Source organism: Kitasatospora sp. NPDC049285 (assembly GCF_040678815.1).
Taxonomy (GTDB): domain Bacteria; phylum Actinomycetota; class Actinomycetes; order Streptomycetales; family Streptomycetaceae; genus Kitasatospora.
The window spans coordinates 107334-124072 of the sequence record NZ_JBFAQR010000010.1; the positions used below are offsets into that span (position 1 = coordinate 107334).

Annotated in this window: 13 protein-coding genes; 5 read left to right on the forward strand and 8 right to left on the reverse strand. The window is 70.3% G+C overall.

Annotation, left to right across the window (positions count from 1 at the left end; genetic code table 11):
- Positions 1-5: 5 nt before the first annotated feature.
- Both AB0K51_RS10155 and AB0K51_RS10160 read right to left on the reverse strand, forming a co-directional pair.
- Positions 6-491: a ribose-5-phosphate isomerase gene (locus AB0K51_RS10155; protein ID WP_363452604.1), complete on the reverse strand. Its 486-nt coding sequence runs from the start codon at positions 489-491 to the stop codon at positions 6-8.
- A gap of 69 nt (positions 492-560) precedes the next feature.
- A complete protein-coding gene (locus AB0K51_RS10160; protein WP_363452606.1) occupies positions 561-1157 on the reverse strand; it encodes a biotin transporter BioY in 597 nt (198 codons plus the stop codon).
- A 278-nt stretch (positions 1158-1435) separates the two neighbouring features.
- Between AB0K51_RS10160 and AB0K51_RS10165 the strand changes: the two genes are divergently transcribed.
- On the forward strand, positions 1436-2869 hold the full coding sequence (locus AB0K51_RS10165) for an amino acid permease (RefSeq protein ID WP_363452608.1): 1434 nt from the start codon (positions 1436-1438) through the stop codon (positions 2867-2869).
- A gap of 63 nt (positions 2870-2932) precedes the next feature.
- Here the strand turns inward: AB0K51_RS10165 and AB0K51_RS10170 are convergent, their stop codons facing one another.
- Complete coding sequence (locus AB0K51_RS10170; RefSeq protein ID WP_363452610.1) at positions 2933-3565, reverse strand: DsbA family protein; 633 nt, start codon at positions 3563-3565, stop codon at positions 2933-2935.
- A gap of 212 nt (positions 3566-3777) precedes the next feature.
- Here AB0K51_RS10170 and pepN point away from each other — a divergent pair, with 212 nt between their 5' ends.
- Positions 3778-6336: an aminopeptidase N gene (gene pepN / locus AB0K51_RS10175; RefSeq protein ID WP_363452612.1), complete on the forward strand. Its 2559-nt coding sequence runs from the start codon at positions 3778-3780 to the stop codon at positions 6334-6336.
- Between the two features lie 86 nt (positions 6337-6422).
- Here pepN and AB0K51_RS10180 read toward each other — a convergent pair whose 3' ends face one another.
- From AB0K51_RS10180 to acnA, 5 genes are all read right to left on the reverse strand, one after another.
- Positions 6423-7367: a carbohydrate ABC transporter permease gene (locus AB0K51_RS10180; protein WP_363452614.1), complete on the reverse strand. Its 945-nt coding sequence runs from the start codon at positions 7365-7367 to the stop codon at positions 6423-6425.
- Between the two features lie 14 nt (positions 7368-7381).
- Positions 7382-8314, reverse strand: a complete 933-nt coding sequence (locus AB0K51_RS10185) for a sugar ABC transporter permease (protein WP_363452616.1) — start codon at positions 8312-8314, stop codon at positions 7382-7384.
- A 78-nt stretch (positions 8315-8392) separates the two neighbouring features.
- On the reverse strand, positions 8393-9802 hold the full coding sequence (gene ngcE / locus AB0K51_RS10190; RefSeq protein ID WP_363452618.1) for an N-acetylglucosamine/diacetylchitobiose ABC transporter substrate-binding protein: 1410 nt from the start codon (positions 9800-9802) through the stop codon (positions 8393-8395).
- Positions 9803-10199: 397 nt separating this feature from the next.
- On the reverse strand, positions 10200-11510 hold the full coding sequence (locus AB0K51_RS10195) for a glycoside hydrolase family 18 protein (RefSeq protein WP_363452620.1): 1311 nt from the start codon (positions 11508-11510) through the stop codon (positions 10200-10202).
- 135 nt (positions 11511-11645) lie between these two features.
- Complete coding sequence (acnA, locus tag AB0K51_RS10200) at positions 11646-14291, reverse strand: aconitate hydratase AcnA (protein WP_363452622.1); 2646 nt, start codon at positions 14289-14291, stop codon at positions 11646-11648.
- 294 nt (positions 14292-14585) lie between these two features.
- Here acnA and AB0K51_RS10205 point away from each other — a divergent pair, with 294 nt between their 5' ends.
- From AB0K51_RS10205 to AB0K51_RS10215, 3 genes are all read left to right on the forward strand, one after another.
- Complete coding sequence (locus tag AB0K51_RS10205; RefSeq protein ID WP_363452680.1) at positions 14586-15107, forward strand: SigE family RNA polymerase sigma factor; 522 nt, start codon at positions 14586-14588, stop codon at positions 15105-15107.
- Between the two features lie 77 nt (positions 15108-15184).
- Entirely contained in the window at positions 15185-16180 is a 996-nt protein-coding gene (locus tag AB0K51_RS10210) for a hypothetical protein (protein ID WP_363452624.1), read from the forward strand.
- A gap of 130 nt (positions 16181-16310) precedes the next feature.
- Positions 16311-16724 (forward strand): type II toxin-antitoxin system VapC family toxin, encoded by a 414-nt coding sequence (locus tag AB0K51_RS10215; protein WP_363452626.1) that lies wholly within the window; start codon positions 16311-16313, stop codon positions 16722-16724.
- Positions 16725-16739 lie beyond the last annotated feature (15 nt).

The window sequence follows — 16739 nt, forward strand, 5'->3', positions numbered from 1 at the left end:
GGGGTTCAGCCCTGCGGGTGGTGGGCCGGGATCGGGGGGAGCTCGCCGGTGGTCTCGTACTCGGACAGCATGGTGATCCGGCGGGTGTGCCGCGGCTCGCCGCTGTAGGGGGTGTTGAGGAAGATCTCGACGAACTTGGTGGCCTCGTCGACGGTGTGCATCCGGCCGCCGATCGACACCACGTTGGCGTTGTTGTGCTCGCGGCCGAGGGCGGCGGTCTGCTCGCTCCAGGCGAGGGCCGCCCGGACGCCCTTCACCTTGTTGGCGGCGATCGCCTCGCCGTTGCCCGAGCCGCCGATCACCACGCCCAGCGCCTCGGGGTCGGCGGCGGTGCGCTCGGCGGCCCGGAGGCAGAACGGCGGGTAGTCGTCCTCGGCGTCGTAGATGAGCGGGCCGCAGTCGACCGGCTCGTGCCCGGCTCCCTTCAGCCACTCGACGAGGTGGTTCTTCAGTTCGTATCCGGCATGGTCGGAGCCCAGGTACACGCGCATGACCATGAGTGTGACATGTCGCGCAGCCCGCTCCCCGACAGGGGCGCGGGCTCGTGCGCGGACGGGTCGTCAGCGACGGCCGAGCAGCTTCCAGGTGAGCGGCAGGGCGGCCGTCGCGAGGACCAGCTTGAGGGCGTCGCCGACCAGGTACGGGTAGAGGCCGAGGTCGGCGGCCTTGGCCAGCGGGACGTCCAGCGCGAACGCCAGGTACGGCACGCCGACGGCGTAGATCGCCAGGCTGCCGAGGGCCATCACGCCGGCGGTGGCCAGCGGGCTGCGGTCGGCGCCGCGGCGGGCCAGCGCGCCGGTGAGCGCGGCGGCCAGCACGAAGCCGATCACGTAGCCGAGGCTCGGCATCGACCAGCCGGAGCTGCCCTCGGCGAACCACGGCATCCCGGCCAGGCCGGCCAGCAGGTAGAGGCCGAGCGAGGCGGCGCCGCGGCGGGCGCCCAGCGCGGTGCCGACCAGCAGGGCGGCGAAGGTCTGCCCGGTCACCGGCACCGGCGAGCCGGGCACCGGAACCGACAGCTGCGCGGCCGCGCCGGTCAGGGCGGCGCCGCCGACCACCAGGGCCAGCTCGCGGGCCCGCGCCCCGAGTCGGGTGGACGCCGCGGGCAGCAGGTCGGCGAGGACGGCGGTGGACGGTATCGGCGCGGCGGTGGCCATGGACGCTCCCGGGGGGTTCCGATGCGGATGATCACCACGAACCTACGCCGCGTCAGGCCGCGGGCACCGCGTCGGCCCGTGACAAAGCCGGGCGGCCCGGGGTTGTCGGATCCGGCCTGTGACCAAGCACTCACGTCCCGTCTCGGTGCCGGTGCGGTCACGTTCCGTCAAATGGCCGTCCGGATTCCGGGCATGCTTTGGGGCGTCCACGTCACGTGCCGAATAGTGGACGGAACTCCCCGGAGTCCCCCGATAGTCGAACGTCTGGATCCACCCGCATGACCAGTCCCACCACCGCGCCCGCCGCGCCGCCGCAGGCGTCCGACGACGCGGGCCTGGCCCACGGCCTGAAGCAGCGTCACCTGTCGATGATCGCGCTCGGCGGCGTGATCGGCGCCGGCCTCTTCGTCGGCTCCGGCGCCGGCATCGCCGCGGCCGGTCCCGCCGTGGTGCTCGCCTTCGCCGCCTCCGGCCTGCTGGTCATGCTGGTGATGCGGATGCTCGGCGAGATGTCCGCGGCGCGCCCGGCGTCCGGCTCCTTCTCGGTGCACGCGGAGCGCGAGATCGGCCCGTGGGCCGGCTTCGCCGCGGGCTGGCTGTTCTGGATCCTGCTCTGCGTCGGCGTCGCGGCCGAGGCGATCGGCGCGGCCGGCATCGTCTCCGGCTGGCTGCCCGCCGTCCCGTCCTGGGCCTGGGTCGCCGTCTTCATGGCCTTCTTCTGCGCCACCAACCTCGCGGCGGTGCGCAACTTCGGCGAGTTCGAGTTCTGGTTCGCCGCGGTCAAGGTCCTCGCGATCAGCGCCTTCCTCGTGATCGGCGTGCTCGCCGTGCTCGGCCTGCTGCCCGGCACCGACTCCCCCGGCGCCGCCAACCTCACCGGTCACGGCGGGTTCCTCCCGACCGGCGCCGGCGGCCTGGTCACCGGCCTGCTCGCCTCGGTCTTCGCCTACGGCGGCCTGGAGACCGTCACCATCGCCGCCGCCGAGTCCGAGAACCCGCGGCGCAGCGTCGCCCTGGCCGTGCGCACCGCGATGTGGCGGATCGCCCTGTTCTACGTCGGCTCGATGGCGGTGATCGTCACCCTCGTCCCGTGGAACGACCCGTCCGTGGTCAAGCCCGGCCCCTACGTCGCGGTGCTCGACACCCTGGGCATCCCCGGCGCCGCCCAGCTGATGAACGTGGTCGTGCTGATCGCCCTGCTCTCCGCGATGAACGCCAACATCTACGGCTCCTCCCGGATGGCCCACTCGCTGGTGGCCCGCGGCCAGGGCCCGCGCGCCCTCGCCCGGATCTCCGGCGGCGTCCCGCGCCGCGCCGTGCTGGCCTCCTCGGCGTTCGGCTTCTTCGCCGTCCTGCTCTCCTACTGGTGGCCGGAGACCGTCTTCAGCTGGCTGCTCAACATGGTCGGCGCCGCCGTCCTGGTGGTCTGGGCCTTCATCGCGGTGGCCCAGCTCCGCATGCGACGGCGCCTGGAGCGCGAGGAGCCGGCGAAGCTGACCGTCCGGATGTGGGGCTTCCCGTACCTGACGTACCTGGCCCTGGCCGCGATCCTCGGCATCCTGCTCCTGATGACCGTGGACTCCGCCAACCGCATCCAGCTCTACTTCACGGCGGGTCTGGCAGCCGTGCTCGCCGTTCTCGGCTACCTGAAGTCCCGCGCCCCGCAGGGGGCGCGGGGAACTTCGCGAGCAACCGAGCTCGGGCAGGACTGACGCTCCGACAGGAACCGCCCGGACGCCCTTGGGCAATCCGGGCGGTACGCCTCGCGGAGCGAGCTACTCGAACGACGGGCCGGCGGTGCGGGTGCGCTTGATCTCGTAGAAGCCGGGCGTCGAGGCCACCAGGACCACGCCGTCCCACAGCCGGGCCGCCGCCTCGCCGCGCGGCGTGGGGGTGACCACCGGGCCGAAGAACGCGACCCGGCCGTCGGGGCCGTCGAGGGCGATCACCGGGGTGCCGACGTCCTCGCCGACCAGGCCGATGCCCTCCGCGTGCGAGGCGCGCAGCGCCTCGTCGTGCGCGTCGGTGTCGGCGGCGTCGGCCAGGTCCTCGGGCAGGCCCGCGGCCTGCAGCGCGGCGACGATGGTCTCCCGGTTGTTCGGCAGGCCCTGGTTGTGGAAGCGGGTGCCGAGCTCGGTGTAGAGCGGGCCGAGCACCTTCTCGCCGTGCGCCTCGGCGGCGGCGATCAGGACCCGCACCGGACCCCAGCCCGCGGCCAGCAGCTCCCGGTACTTCTCGGGCAGGTCCTCGCGGTTCTCGTTGAGGACCGAGAGGCTCATCACGTGCCAGCGGGTGTCCACCGGGCGGAGCTTCTCGACCTCCAGCATCCAGCGGGAGGTCATCCAGGCCCAGGGGCAGATCGGGTCGAACCAGAAGTCGGCGATCTTGCGGGAGTCGGCAGTCGTCACGGACGGCGTCCTTCGGGTCGTCAGGTCATGGGTGCGGGGAGCCCGGGCAGCCGGACTCCCGAGGGAGTCGAACTCCGGGGCGGCCGGGATGATTCCTCCCCCAGTGCAATGGCACAGGAGTCGGGGCGTGAAAGGATGCCCTGGAGGAGTGCCATGAGCACTCCCGACCGTGTGTTCCGTACACCGCGTGTTCCGTACAGAGGAGTGCCGACGTGCCGGGGAAGAACCTGAGCCGCGAGGAGGCCCGCGAGCGGGCCGCGATCATCCGGGTGGAGGGCTACCGCGTCCACCTGGACGTGAGTGCGGCGGCCGACCCCGCCCGGCCCACCTTCCGGTCCACCACGACCATCGACTTCCACTGCTCCGCCCCGGGCTCGGCGAGCTTCGTGGACCTGCTGGCCCCCGCGGTGCACGAGGTGGTGCTGAACGGGCGCCGACTCGACCCGGCGGAGGTGTTCGACGGCGCGCGGGTCGCGCTGCCGGAGCTCGCCGCGCGCAACGAGCTGACCGTGGTCGCGGACTGCGCCTACAGCCGCACCGGCGAGGGCCTGCACCGCTTCGTCGACCCGGTGGACGGCGAGACCTACCTCTACACCCACTACGAGCCGGCCGACGCCCGCCGGGTCTTCGCGAACTTCGAACAGCCGGACCTGAAGGCCCCGTTCACGTTCACCGTGACCGCCCCCGCGGCGTGGGACGTGTACGCCAACGCGGTCGCCGAGCAGATCGTCGAGCAGGACGCCGCCCGCACCTGGAACTTCGCGCCGACCCGGCCGATCTCCACCTACCTGACCGCCGTGGTGACCGGCCCGTACCACGTGGTCCGCGACCACTACACGCGCGAACTCGCCGACGGCACCGTGCTGGAGATCCCGCTCGCCGCCACCTGCCGGCGCTCGCTCGCCCCGTACTTCGACGCCGACGAGATCCTCACCGTCACCAAGCAGGGCCTGGACTTCTTCCACCAGGAGTTCGACTACCCGTACCCGTTCGGCAAGTACGACCAGTGCTTCGTCCCCGAGTACAACATCGGCGCGATGGAGAACCCGGGCTGCGTGACCTTCCGCGAGGAGTTCATCTACCGCTCCAGGGTCACCGAGGCGGCCTACGAGTCCCGGGCCAACGTGATCCTGCACGAGATGGCCCACATGTGGTTCGGCGACCTGGTCACCATGAAGTGGTGGGACGACCTGTGGCTCAAGGAGTCCTTCGCCGACTTCATGGGCTCCTTCGCCCAGATCGAGGCCACCAGGTACGGCGCCGCCTGGATCACCTTCGCCAACCGCCGCAAGGCCTGGGCCTACCGGCAGGACCAGTTCCCCACCACCCACCCGATCACCGCGGACATCCGCGACCTCGAGGACGCCAAGCTCAACTTCGACGGCATCACCTACGCCAAGGGCGCGTCCGTCCTCAAGCAGCTGGTCGCGTACGTCGGCCGGGACGCCTTCTTCGAGGGCGTGCGCGGGTACTTCCGCAAGCACGCCTTCGGGAACACCGTCCTGTCCGACCTGCTGGACGCGCTGGAGGAGACCAGCGGCCGCGACCTGACCGCCTGGTCCGCCGCCTGGCTGGAGACCTCCGGCGTCAACGTGCTCACCCCCGAGCTCACCACCGACGCCGACGGCCGGATCACCGAACTGGCGATCCGTCAGGACGGCGAGGTGCTCCGCCCGCACCGCATCGCGGTCGGCCTCTACGACCTCGCCGAGGACGGCTCGCTGCAGCGCACCGACCGCTACGAGCTGGACGTCACCGGCGCCCGCACCACCGTCCCGGACGCGGCCGGCCGTTCCCTGCCCGCGCTGGTGCTGGTCAACGACGACGACCTGACGTACTGCAAGGTCCGCTTCGACGAGCACTCGCTGGAGACCCTGCGCACCGGCCTCGGCGACCTCTCCGACGGCCTGGCCCGGGCGCTCGCCTGGTCCGCCGTGTGGAACCTGACCCGGGACGCGCTGATGCCCGCCCGCGACTACCTCGACCTGGTGCTGCGCTTCGCCGGGCACGAGTCCGACATCGGCGTGCTGCAGTCGCTGCACCAGCAGGCCGGCACCGCGCTGGAGCTCTACGCCGACCCGGCCCGCCGCTCCGACGACGGCACCGCGCTCGCCGAGTGCGCGTTGCGCGAGCTCTCGCAGGCCACCCCCGGCAGCGACCACCAGCTCGCCTGGGCCCGCTTCCTGGCCCAGACCGCCGAGCGCGCCGACCACCTCCAGCTGCTGCGCGGCCTGCTGGAGGGCACCGCCCGGATCGACGGCCTCGCCGTCGACCAGGAACTGCGCTGGGGCCTCTGGCTGGCACTCGCCGCGAACGGCGCCGCCACCACCGAGGAGCTGGCCGCCGAGCTGGCGCGCGACAACACCGCCAGCGGCCGCCGCCAGCAGACCCAGTGCCTGGCCGCGCTGCCCACGCCGGGCGCGAAGGCCGCCGCGTGGACCTCGGTGGTCGACTCCGACGAGCTGCCCAACGCCCTGGTCGAGGCCCAGATCGCCGGCTTCAACCAGGCCGGGCAGCGGGAGCTGACGGCGTCCTACACGGCGCCGTACTTCGAGCTGCTCGAGCCGATCTGGGCGGACCGCTCGATCGAGATCGCGATGCGGATCGTCGGCGGGTTCTTCCCGCGCTACCAGACGACCCCGGAGACGCTGGCGGCCACGGACGCCTGGCTGGCCGAACACGCCGACGCCGCACCGGCGTTGCGCCGGCTGGTGGTGGAGTGCCGGGACGACCTGGCGAGGGCGCTGCGCGCGCAGGCGGCTGACGCGTAACGACTGCGCGCGCGGGAACGACTGCGCGACCGGCCCGGCGCTCCACGAGGAGTGCCGGGCCGGTCGCGCGTCCGTCGCTGCTGCGGCTACTTCAGAGTGGCCGAGGTCAGGCCTGCCTGGACCTGGCGCTGGAAGGAGAGGTAGACCACCAGCACCGGCAGCATGGCGATCGTCATGCCGGCGAACAGGGCCGGGGCGTCGCTCTTGTAGCCGGACTGCAGGGCGAGGTTGACCAGGCCCTGGGCGAGCATCGAGTGGTCGGCCTCGCCGGCCTGGGTGGGCTGCATCAGGGTGACCGGGAGGATGTACTGGTTCCACTGGCCGAGCACGTTGAAGATGCCCACGCTGATCAGGCCGGGCTTGGCCATCGGGACCATGATCTGGAAGAACGTCCGGGTGTGCGAGCAGCCGTCCAGCATCGCGGCCTCGTGCACGGCGCTGGGCAGCGTCCGGAAGAACGAGTACATGAAGAAGACGGTGAACGGCAGCGAGTAGGCGACGTACACCAGGATCAGGCCGGCGTAGCTGTTCAGGCCGAGGTACGGCGAGATCTCACCGAGGTTGCGGACCATGAAGAACAGCGGGACCAGGGCCAGGTACACCGGGAACATCGAACCCGCGACGAACAGGTAGTAGATGAACCGGTTGCCCTTGAACTCGTAGCGGGCCAGCACGTACGCGGCCATCGAGCCGAACAGCATGGTCAGGGTGACGGAGCCCAGCAGCACGATGATCGTGTTGAGGAAGAACCCGCCGATGCCCTTGGACCAGGCCCGGGAGAAGGCGTCGAAGTGGAAGCTCGACGGCCAGCTCCAGGCCGAGCCGTTGATCTGCGAGTCGGTCTTGAAGGAGCCGAGGACCACCCAGCCCAGCGGCAGCACGATCATGATCGCCCAGATGGCGAGGAAGCCGTGCGAGAAGACGTTCAGCACGCCTCCGCCGTCGCCGAAGCGCTGGCCCCGGTGAGGCTTGGGCTTGCTGCCGGCGGTGCGCTGTCCGGGGACGCTCGCGGTTGTGTCGAGAGTGCTCATGTCCGGGTCCCCGCTCAGTACTCGATCTTGTCGCGCTTGGTGGCCCAGAGCGAGACGACGGTCAGGATGAGGGTGAAGAAGAAGATCACCACACCCATCGCACAGGCGTAGCCCGCCTCACCGTTGCGCAGGAAGCTGCGCATCAGGTAGGTCGAGATGAGCTCGCTGTGGTGGTCGGGCCCACCGCCGAAGTAGGCGCCCGGAGTGATCGAGGCGACCAGCGCGAAGGCGTCCATGGCGACGATGGCCAGGTAGACCCAGGCGGTCTGCACGGTCTCCCAGAGCAGCGGCAGCGTGATCTTGAAGAAGGTCTGGCCGCGCTTGGCGCCGTCCAGCAGCGCCGCCTCGTAGATGTCCTTCGGGATGCCCTGCATGGCGGCCGAGAACAGCACCAGGTAGAAGCCGACGCCGGACCACACCAGCACCGCGAGGACGCACCACAGGACCATGTCCGGGTCGGACAGGAACGCCACCGGGTCGTGGGCGGTGGCCAGGCCGAGCTTGATCAGGATGCCGTTGGCCAGACCCGACTCGTCGGTCCGGTACACCGCGCCCCACAGCACCGCCAGGATGGCGATCGACAGCACCTGCGGGAAGAAGAAGACGACCTTGTAGAAGCCCGCTCCCTTGACGCCCTGGACGCCGCCGGTGCCGCCCTTGCCACCGACGTTGAGCATGAAGGCGAAGAACAGCGCGATCAGGATGGTGATGACCGGCAGCAGGATCAGCAGCAGCAGGTTGTGCCAGAGGGCACCGGCGAAGACCTCGTCATCGAGGAGTCTCGTGTAGTTGGCCAGGCCCACGAAGTTCATGTCCTGGCTCGCCCCTGACCAGTCGGTCAGGGAGTATCCGAAGGTCTGCGCGTACGGCCAGAGCACCAGCCCGACGTACAGCACGATCGGAAGGAAGAGGAACCCCACGATGAAGGGGTACTTGCCGTGACGCATGGTCACTTACTCCTGTCCCTCAGGCAGACGCACCGGGGGCGGTTCGGGGCCCCCGGTGCGGTTGGGTCAAGTGACTGGTCAGGCCGTCTTGTTCTTGGTGGCCGACTCCTTGGCGCGCTTGATCCACTCGTCCGGAGTGATGCGCTTGGCCATGAGCTCGCCCGAGGCGTTCTGCAGGTCCTCGTCGAACTTGGAGGCGGTGTTCGGGTACTGGAAGTTGAAGGTGTTGGTACCCGCAGCCTTCAGCGACACCACGGTGGAGGCGGTGCCCGGCTTCAGCTGGACCTCGGGGCCGACGCCGTCCTTGAGGCAGGTGAGGCTGTTGGCGGTCTGGGCGAACTTGCCCGAGGCCTCCTTGGTCAGCATCTTGCGCAGGAACTCCAGGCCACCGGCCACGTTCTTGGCCTTGGACGGGACGATGAAGGGCTCACCGGCACCGGCACGGATGGCCTCGAAGGGCAGCTTGTCGCCGGTCAGCGACGGGATCGGCAGGAACTTCATGTCGAAGTCGGCCGGGGTGGTGGGCAGCTGCTCGTTCTCCAGCCAGGAGCCGGACGGGATGAACGCGGCCTTGTACTGGTTCCACGCGGTCTGCGACTCGATGTGGGTCATGCCGTTGGTGCCGGGGAGCAGGTAGTCCTTGTCGACCACCTTGAAGAACTCGGTGACCGCGGTCTTGACGGCCGGGTCGTCCCAGGCGGTGGCGTCGAGCGAGTCGATCCGCTTCATGAGGTCCAGGCCGCCCTGCTTGGCGATCATGTCCATCATGACGACGTTGATGTAGTACGGGTACTTGCCCTGGTGGGCGAGCGGGGCGATGCCCTTGGCCTTGATCTGCTCGCACAGGGTCAGGAAGTCGGCCCAGGTCTTCGGCGCGGTCCAGCCGTTGTCCTTGAACAGCTTGCCGGAGTACCAGAAGCCCCAGACCGTGTACACGTAGGACAGGTTGTAGACCTTGCCCTTGACCGTGCCGGACTCGATGGTGCCGGGCATCAGCACGTCGCGGATCTTCTTCGACGGGTCGTCGATGTACGGCGCGTCCAGCAGCGGGGCCAGGTCGGTGAGCTGGTTGGAGTCCGCGAGGACGTCCAGCTTCATCTGCTTGGCGCCGGAGTCGTCGATGACGTCCGGCGGGGAGCCGCCGTTGAAGCGCGGCTGCAGCTTGCCGGTGACGTCCTTGTCGGCCTGGTGGTTGATCTTCGCGCCCGGGAACTGCTTCGAGTAGATCGCCTCGAAGGACTTGGCGTACTCGTTGCCGTAGCCGCCGTCGAAGATGAAGACCTCGAGCCCGTCGGCGTCCTTCACGCCGAACGGGTTCTTGGCGTCGGTCAGGTTGTAGCCGCCGGACGACTTGGACCCCTTGTCGGAGCTGCTGCCGGTGCCACCGGCGCAGGCGGCGAGCAGCGAGCCGCCGCCGGCCGCGAGCACCGTGACGGCGGCAGCACGCTTGAAGATGTCACGACGGTTGTACTCGGTTGCAGAGCCCATTGAGTGCCCTAACCCCTCGGTTCCAGAAGATGCAGACCATGAGCTGACGGATCGTCAACTCTGGGTGGCCATACCGTGCCCAGCGGCGAAGTCGCCGGTCAGAGGCGGTTTTTACGATGCGCAAAGGTATAGTCCACTGTTCATCTGGCGGCAATAGTCAGCCCGCCGGATCACAGTCCTGACAGCCAAAGTGTTGTCGGCAGTGCAGCATGTGCAATGTGCAGGAACCCTGCACATTGCGTGTCCGCGCCACCGATGACGGAGAATGTAGCGCGTTAGTGTTCGGTTGAACATAGAAATGCGCAGCTTCGCGCAACACGACACTCAAATCGTGATGCACGAAGCTGCGCGGGTACTGACGTCCGCTCAGTTCCTCGGACTGGGAGGTCTACCCGGTTCAGTCGTCCCGCAGACCCTTGTCCAGCGCGGCGACGAGCGAACCCTGGGCGTCGTCGTTGTCGAGCGACCACGCCATCACGCCGCCCAGGCCCTCGTCCTGGACGTACTGCGCCTTGCGGGTGAGCAGCTGCGGGGTGTCGTAGCTCCAGAACTCGGTGCCGTCGTACTTCCAGGTCGCCCCGTGCGCCCGGTCGTAGGAGACGGTGCCCGGCAGGTCCTTGATCTGGTTGTAGGGCAGGTTGCCGCCCCGCGCCAGGCCCGTGGCGGGCTGGTACAGGCCGCGCTTGGCGCCGGCCGGGACGCCGGTCCAGCCGTAGCCGTAGAACGGGACGCCGAGCACCGCCTTCTTGGCGGGCAGGCCGCGGTCCAGGTAGTACTGGACCGTCTTGTCGGCGCTGAGGCCGCCGTTGGTGGTGGCGACGTCGGCCGGGTCGCTGAAGAGGTTGGCCTGGTGGTCGGTCGGGCCCAGGGACTCCCACGGACCGTGCAGGTCGTAGGTCATCAGGTTGAGCCAGTCCACCGACTTGGCGACCTTCCTGACCTCCAGCTGGTCGGCCTTGGCCTGGCCGGCCGGGACGGCGGCGGTCAGCAGGTAGTGCGGGCCGCGGCGGCCGCTGAGCTCGTCCAGCTGGCGGCGGAACTCCTGCATCAGCAGGGTGTAGTTCCGCCCGTCCTCGGGACGCACCACGTTGCCCGCGTCACCGCCGCCGCCCGGGTACTCCCAGTCGATGTCGATGCCGTCGAACACCCCGGCGCCGGCGCCCGCCCCGCCCTCGACCGAGCCGAGCTGGGGCAGGTCGCCCTTGAGGTAGAGGTCGAGGCAGGAGGAGACGAACTTCTTCCGGGAGGCGTCGGTCGCCGCCGCGTCGGAGAAGTACTTGGACCAGCTCCAGCCGCCGAGCGAGACCACCACGCGCAGCTGCGGGTTGCTCGCCTTGAGCTTGCGGAGCTGGTTGAAGTTGCCCTTGAGCGCCTGCTCGGGGGTGTCGGCCACGCCGTCCACCGACTCCTCGGCGCCCACCGGGCGCTGGTAGTCGGCCCACGGGTCGCCGACACCGGCGCCGGCGGCCTCGAAGCAGGTGCCGTCGGCGGAGACGTTGCCGAAGGCGTAGTTGAGGACGGTCAGCTTGCCGGCCTGTCCGCTGGATTGGACCTTCTTGGCCGAGAAGCCGCCGTAGATGCCCCACTGGGTGAAGTACCCGACCCGCTGGCCCTGGAGCCGCTCACGGCCCTCGTGGGCCTGTGCCGGGGTGGCTGCGACGGAGGCGAGCAGGACCGCCGCGAGAACTGCCTGTGTGCGTCTGGTCATTCCGTGAATCTCTCCGATTCAGCGTCAATTGGTATGGACCATGTGCTGATGGAGAGGTTTAGTCCATTGCCCCGGAGCGCACAAGAGGCCGGACCGCGTGACGCGGTCCGGCCTCTTGCCCGGCTAGTGCCTGGTTCAGCCGATCAGGCTGCGCAGCACGTACTGCAGGATGCCGCCGTTGCGGTAGTAGTCCGCCTCACCGGGGGTGTCGATGCGCACGACCGCGTCGAAGGTGACGTCGCCCGCGGTGACCCTGACGGTCTTCGGGGTGCGGCCCTCGTTCAGCTCGGTCACGCCGGTGAAGGAGAAGGTCTCCTCGCCGGTCAGGCCCAGCGAGTCGGCGTTCTGGCCGGCCGGGAACTGCAGCGGCAGGACGCCCATGCCGATCAGGTTCGAGCGGTGGATGCGCTCGTAGGACTCGGCGATGACGGCCTTGACGCCGAGCAGCGCGGTGCCCTTGGCCGCCCAGTCGCGGGACGAGCCGGAGCCGTACTCCTTGCCCGCCAGGACGACCAGCGGGGTGCCGGCGGCCTGGTAGTTCTGCGAGGCGTCGTAGATGAACGACACCGGCGCGTCGGCCTGGGTGAAGTCGCGGGTGTAGCCGCCCTCGGTGCCCGGCGCGATCTGGTTGCGCAGGCGGATGTTGGCGAAGGTGCCGCGGATCATGACCTCGTGGTTGCCACGGCGCGAGCCGTAGGAGTTGAAGTCACGCTTCTCCACACCGTGCTCGGTGAGGTACTGCGCCGCCGGGGTGCCCGGCTTGATGTTGCCGGCCGGGGAGATGTGGTCGGTGGTGACCGAGTCGCCCAGCTTGGCCAGCACGCGGGCGCCGGCGATGTCGGTCACCGGGCTCGGGGTCTTGGCCATGCCCTCGAAGTACGGGGGCTTGCGGACGTAGGTGGACTCGGCGTCCCACTCGAAGGTGTTGCCGGTCGGGACCGGGAGCGACTGCCAGCGCTGGTCGCCGGCGAAGACGTCCTGGTAGCCCTTGTCGAACATGGCCTCGTCGATGGAGCCGGCGACGGTGTCGGCGACCTCCTGCTCGGACGGCCAGATGTCGGCGAGGAACACGTCGTTGCCGTCCGCGTCCTGGCCCAGGGCGTCCTTGGTGATGTCGACGTTCATGTTGCCCGCGAGGGCGTAGGCGACCACCAGCGGCGGGGAGGCCAGGTAGTTCATCTTGACGTCGGGGTTGATCCGGCCCTCGAAGTTGCGGTTGCCCGAGAGCACCGAGACGACCGCCAGGTCGGCCTCGTTCACCGCGGCCGAGACCTCCTCGGGCAGCGGGCCCGAGTTGCCGATGCAGGTGACGCAGCCGTAGCCGACCAGGTTGAAGCCCAGCTTCTCCATGTACGGGAGCAGGCCGGCCTTCTCGTAGTAGTCCATGACGACCTTGGAGCCGGGCGCCAGGGTGGTCTTGACCCAGGGCTTGACCGTCAGGCCCTTCTCCACGGCCTTCTTCGCCAGCAGGGCGGCGCCCAGCATGACGGAGGGGTTGGAGGTGTTGGTGCAGGAGGTGATCGAGGCGATCACGACCGCGCCGTTGTCGATCTGGTAGGTCGACCCGTCGGGGGCGGTGACGGCGGTCGGCTTCGAGGCCTCGGCCGAGTAGGTCGGCAGAGCCTCGGCGAACTTCGCGGCGGCCTCGGCCAGGATCACGCGGTCCTGCGGGCGCTTCGGGCCGGAGATCGACGGGACGACGGTGGAGACGTCCAGCTCCAGGTACTCGGAGTAGACCGGCTCGACCGACGGGTCGTGCCAGAGGCCCTGCTCCTTGGCGTACGCCTCGACCAGGGCGAGCTGCTGCGCGTCGCGGCCGGTGAGCTTCAGGTAGTTGATGGTCTCGGCGTCGATCGGGAAGATCGCACAGGTCGAGCCGAACTCCGGCGACATGTTGCCGATGGTGGCGCGGTTCGCCAGCGGGATCGCGGTGACGCCCTCGCCGTAGAACTCGACGAACTTGCCGACCACACCGTGCTTGCGCAGCATCTCGGTGATGGTGAGCACCAGGTCGGTGGCGGTGGTGCCGGCCGGGAGCTGGCCGTTGAGCTTGAAGCCCACCACGCGCGGGATCAGCATGGAGACCGGCTGGCCGAGCATCGCGGCCTCGGCCTCGATGCCGCCGACGCCCCAGCCCAGCACGCCCAGGCCGTTGACCATGGTGGTGTGCGAGTCGGTGCCGACGCAGGTGTCGGGGTACGCCTGGCCGTTACGGACCATGACGGTGCGGGCCAGGTGCTCGATGTTGACCTGGTGGACGATGCCGGTGCCCGGGGGGACGACCTTGAACTCGTCGAACGCGGTCTGGCCCCAGCGCAGGAACTGGTAGCGCTCCTTGTTGCGGCCGTACTCGATCTCGACGTTCTGGACGAAGGCGTCCGGGGTGCCGAACTTGTCGGCGATGACGGAGTGGTCGATGACCAGCTCGGCCGGCGCCAGCGGGTTGATCTTGGACGCGTCGCCGCCCAGCTCCTTCACGGCCTCGCGCATGGTGGCCAGGTCGACCACGCACGGCACGCCGGTGAAGTCCTGCATGATCACGCGGGCCGGGGTGAACTGGATCTCCTCCGACGGCTCGGCCGTCGGGTCCCAGCCGCCCAGGGCGCGGATGTGGTCGGCGGTGATGTTCGCGCCGTCCTCGGTGCGGAGCAGGTTCTCCAGCAGGACCTTGAGGCTGTACGGCAGCCGCTCGGAACCCTCGACGGCGGAGAGCTTGAAGATCTCGTACGACTCGTCGCCCACCTGCAGCGAGCTGCGGGCGTCGAAGCTGTTCGCGGACACGACTGACTCCTTCTTGGTCCACCCGGTGATAAGGTAAGCCTTAGCTAACCTGCCTGCCGCCGCTTACCGGAGCCGATGATGGAAGGCGTGCGCCTCTCGGCAAGTATCTTGACGTCAAGATAAAGTCTAGCGCGAAATGTATCTCGATGTCGAGATAAACCATAGTGCATGGCTCCGTCCAAACTTCACCGGCACATCCCGTAACGCAACCGCAGTACTCGCGCGTCCGTCCCTGTAGGGGAGCCCGTGCGGGTCCCCCGGTGGCGGGCGGACGACCGGCGAGGGGGGGTGCGGGTGGTGGTGGGACGGCGGCGGGCGGCCGAGGAGCGGCGCGAGTTCGAGGAGTTCGCGCAGGCCAGGGGCACCGCGTTGTTCCGCACCGCGCTGCTGCTGTGCGGCGACTGGCACCTCGCCGAGGACCTCACCCAGACCGCGCTGGCCCGGATCTACGCCTCCTGGGGGCGCGTCAAGAACGCCGAGAGCCCCGCCGCGTACGCCCGCGCCGTGCTGGTCCGCTGCTACCTCTCGCACCGGCGGCTGCGCCGCAGCACCGAACTGCCGGTCCTCGCCGACCTGCCCGAGCTGCCCGCGCCCGACTCCGACCCCGCCCTGCGGGTCGCGCTGCTCGCCGCGCTCGCCCAACTGCCGCCCAAGGACCGTGCGGTCCTGGTCCTGCGCTACTGGGAGGACCGCAGCGTCGAGCAAACCGCCACCGAGCTCCAGCTCACCCCCGGCACCGTCCGGGTCCGCACCCTGCGCGCCCTGACCAGGCTGCGCCGACAGCTCGCCCCGCAGCTGGACACCCTGGTCCCGTGAGCCCGCCGCCGCACCGCTCCTCCCCCATTTCCCTCCGCTCCCCCCGCCGACCGTCCGTCAGAAAGCGAGAGCCCGTCATGCCCTCCATCGCGCCCGAGCCGGAGCCGTGGGACGCCGCCGAGCGCCGCGGGCTGAGCGAGGACGAGGTGCGGCCGGTCTTCGAGCGGGCGGTCGGGGAGGCGGTGCCCGACCTCGGGGCACTGATCGCCGGGGCGGCGGAGCAGGGGCGGGCGATCCGGCTGCGGCGGCGGGCGGCCGTGCTGGGAACGGTCGCCGCGGTCGCCGGCCTCGCGGTCGGCGCCGGGCTGCTGCTGCGGCCCGCCATGCCAGGCGGCGCGACCGCCGCGGTCTCCGCGCTGCCGGTGCTACCGCCGCTCGGAGCGGGAACGGCGGCCGGGGCGGGCACGGTCGGGGCGGCCGTCGAGCCCACTCCCCTGCCGTCGCCCTCGTACCCCGGGGAGAAGGTGGCGCTGACCGGGCCGGCCGCGGTCATGGTGCTGCTGTCACTGCTGCCGGCGGACCTGCGGGCGAGCGAGTACGCGGGGCAGGACGAGAGCGCCGGGCAGGGCGAGAGCGCTGGGCAGGAGGGTGAGCGGTCCGCTACCCGGGTGGTGGTCGTGGCCCGGGTGCGGGTCCGGGCCGCGGACGGGACGGACCGGGGGTGGATCGAGGTCCACCTGCAGTCCGCCCTCGCCCCCGCGGTGTCCGCCCCCGCCGACGCGTACGGCTGCACGCCGCGCCCGAAGAACGGCTCCTGCACCGGTGCCCCGGTGCCCGACGGCTCCTTCCGCCAACTGCGCACCGACCACCGGGCCGACGGCGTGAGCGAGCACACCGCCGACCTCCTGCGCGCGGACGGCGTCCGGATCATCGCCACCGCCACCGGACCGGCCGGTGGCGGCCCGGCACCGATCACCCTCGACCGGCTCGCCAAGCTCGCGCAGAGCCCCGGCTGGCAGCCCGTCATCGACCGGGACGCGGCCGTGGCCGCCGCGGCGAAGCTCCGCCCTTACCAGTCCCTGGGCTCCGCGACGATCGCTCCCACCCCGAGTCGACCGCCCTCTGGCGGGTAGGGCGGCACCTCTCCGCTCGGGGGCGGCCTACTCGGGCACGTCGGCTCAGGCGTCGGCTCGGACGTCGGCTCAGCCGCGTCGGCTCGGGCCCGGCTGCCGGGCGGCGGCGCTCACGGGCTACCGTGGGCGGGTGATCGTGGTGGATGCTTCTGCGCTGGTACTGGCCCTCGCCGACCAGGGGGCCCGGGGAGACGCCGCGCGCGCGGCGCTGGCGGCCGACGGGGAGTGGGTGGCCCCGGAGCACGTGGTGATCGAGGTGATGCAGTCGCTGCGCGGGTTGTACCTCGCCAAGGAGCTGACCGCCGAACGGGTGGCCGAACTGACCGTGCACCTCCCCGAGTTGGCCATCCGCAAGGTCGAGGTGGCACCGCTGCTGGGCCGGATCTGGGAGCTGAAGGACAACCTCACCCCCGACGACGCCGCCTACGTCGCGGTCGCCGAACGCTTCGACGCCCCACTGATCACCGCCGACCTGCGACTGATGCGCGCCAGCGGTCCGCGCTGCGAGATCCGCGGCATCGTCGCGGCGCCGCCCGCGAACTGACTCCCCGTCTCTCCG

Coding starts and splice junctions, on each gene's coding strand:
- AB0K51_RS10155 (WP_363452604.1), bottom strand. CDS start 491: ATGCGCGTGTACCTGGGCTCCGACCATGCCGGATACGAACTGAAGAAC.
- AB0K51_RS10160 (WP_363452606.1), bottom strand. CDS start 1,157: ATGGCCACCGCCGCGCCGATACCGTCCACCGCCGTCCTCGCCGACCTG.
- AB0K51_RS10165 (WP_363452608.1), top strand. CDS start 1,436: ATGACCAGTCCCACCACCGCGCCCGCCGCGCCGCCGCAGGCGTCCGAC.
- AB0K51_RS10180 (WP_363452614.1), bottom strand. CDS start 7,367: ATGAGCACTCTCGACACAACCGCGAGCGTCCCCGGACAGCGCACCGCC.
- AB0K51_RS10185 (WP_363452616.1), bottom strand. CDS start 8,314: ATGCGTCACGGCAAGTACCCCTTCATCGTGGGGTTCCTCTTCCTTCCG.
- ngcE (WP_363452618.1), bottom strand. CDS start 9,802: ATGGGCTCTGCAACCGAGTACAACCGTCGTGACATCTTCAAGCGTGCT.
- AB0K51_RS10195 (WP_363452620.1), bottom strand. CDS start 11,510: ATGACCAGACGCACACAGGCAGTTCTCGCGGCGGTCCTGCTCGCCTCC.
- AB0K51_RS10210 (WP_363452624.1), top strand. CDS start 15,185: ATGCCCTCCATCGCGCCCGAGCCGGAGCCGTGGGACGCCGCCGAGCGC.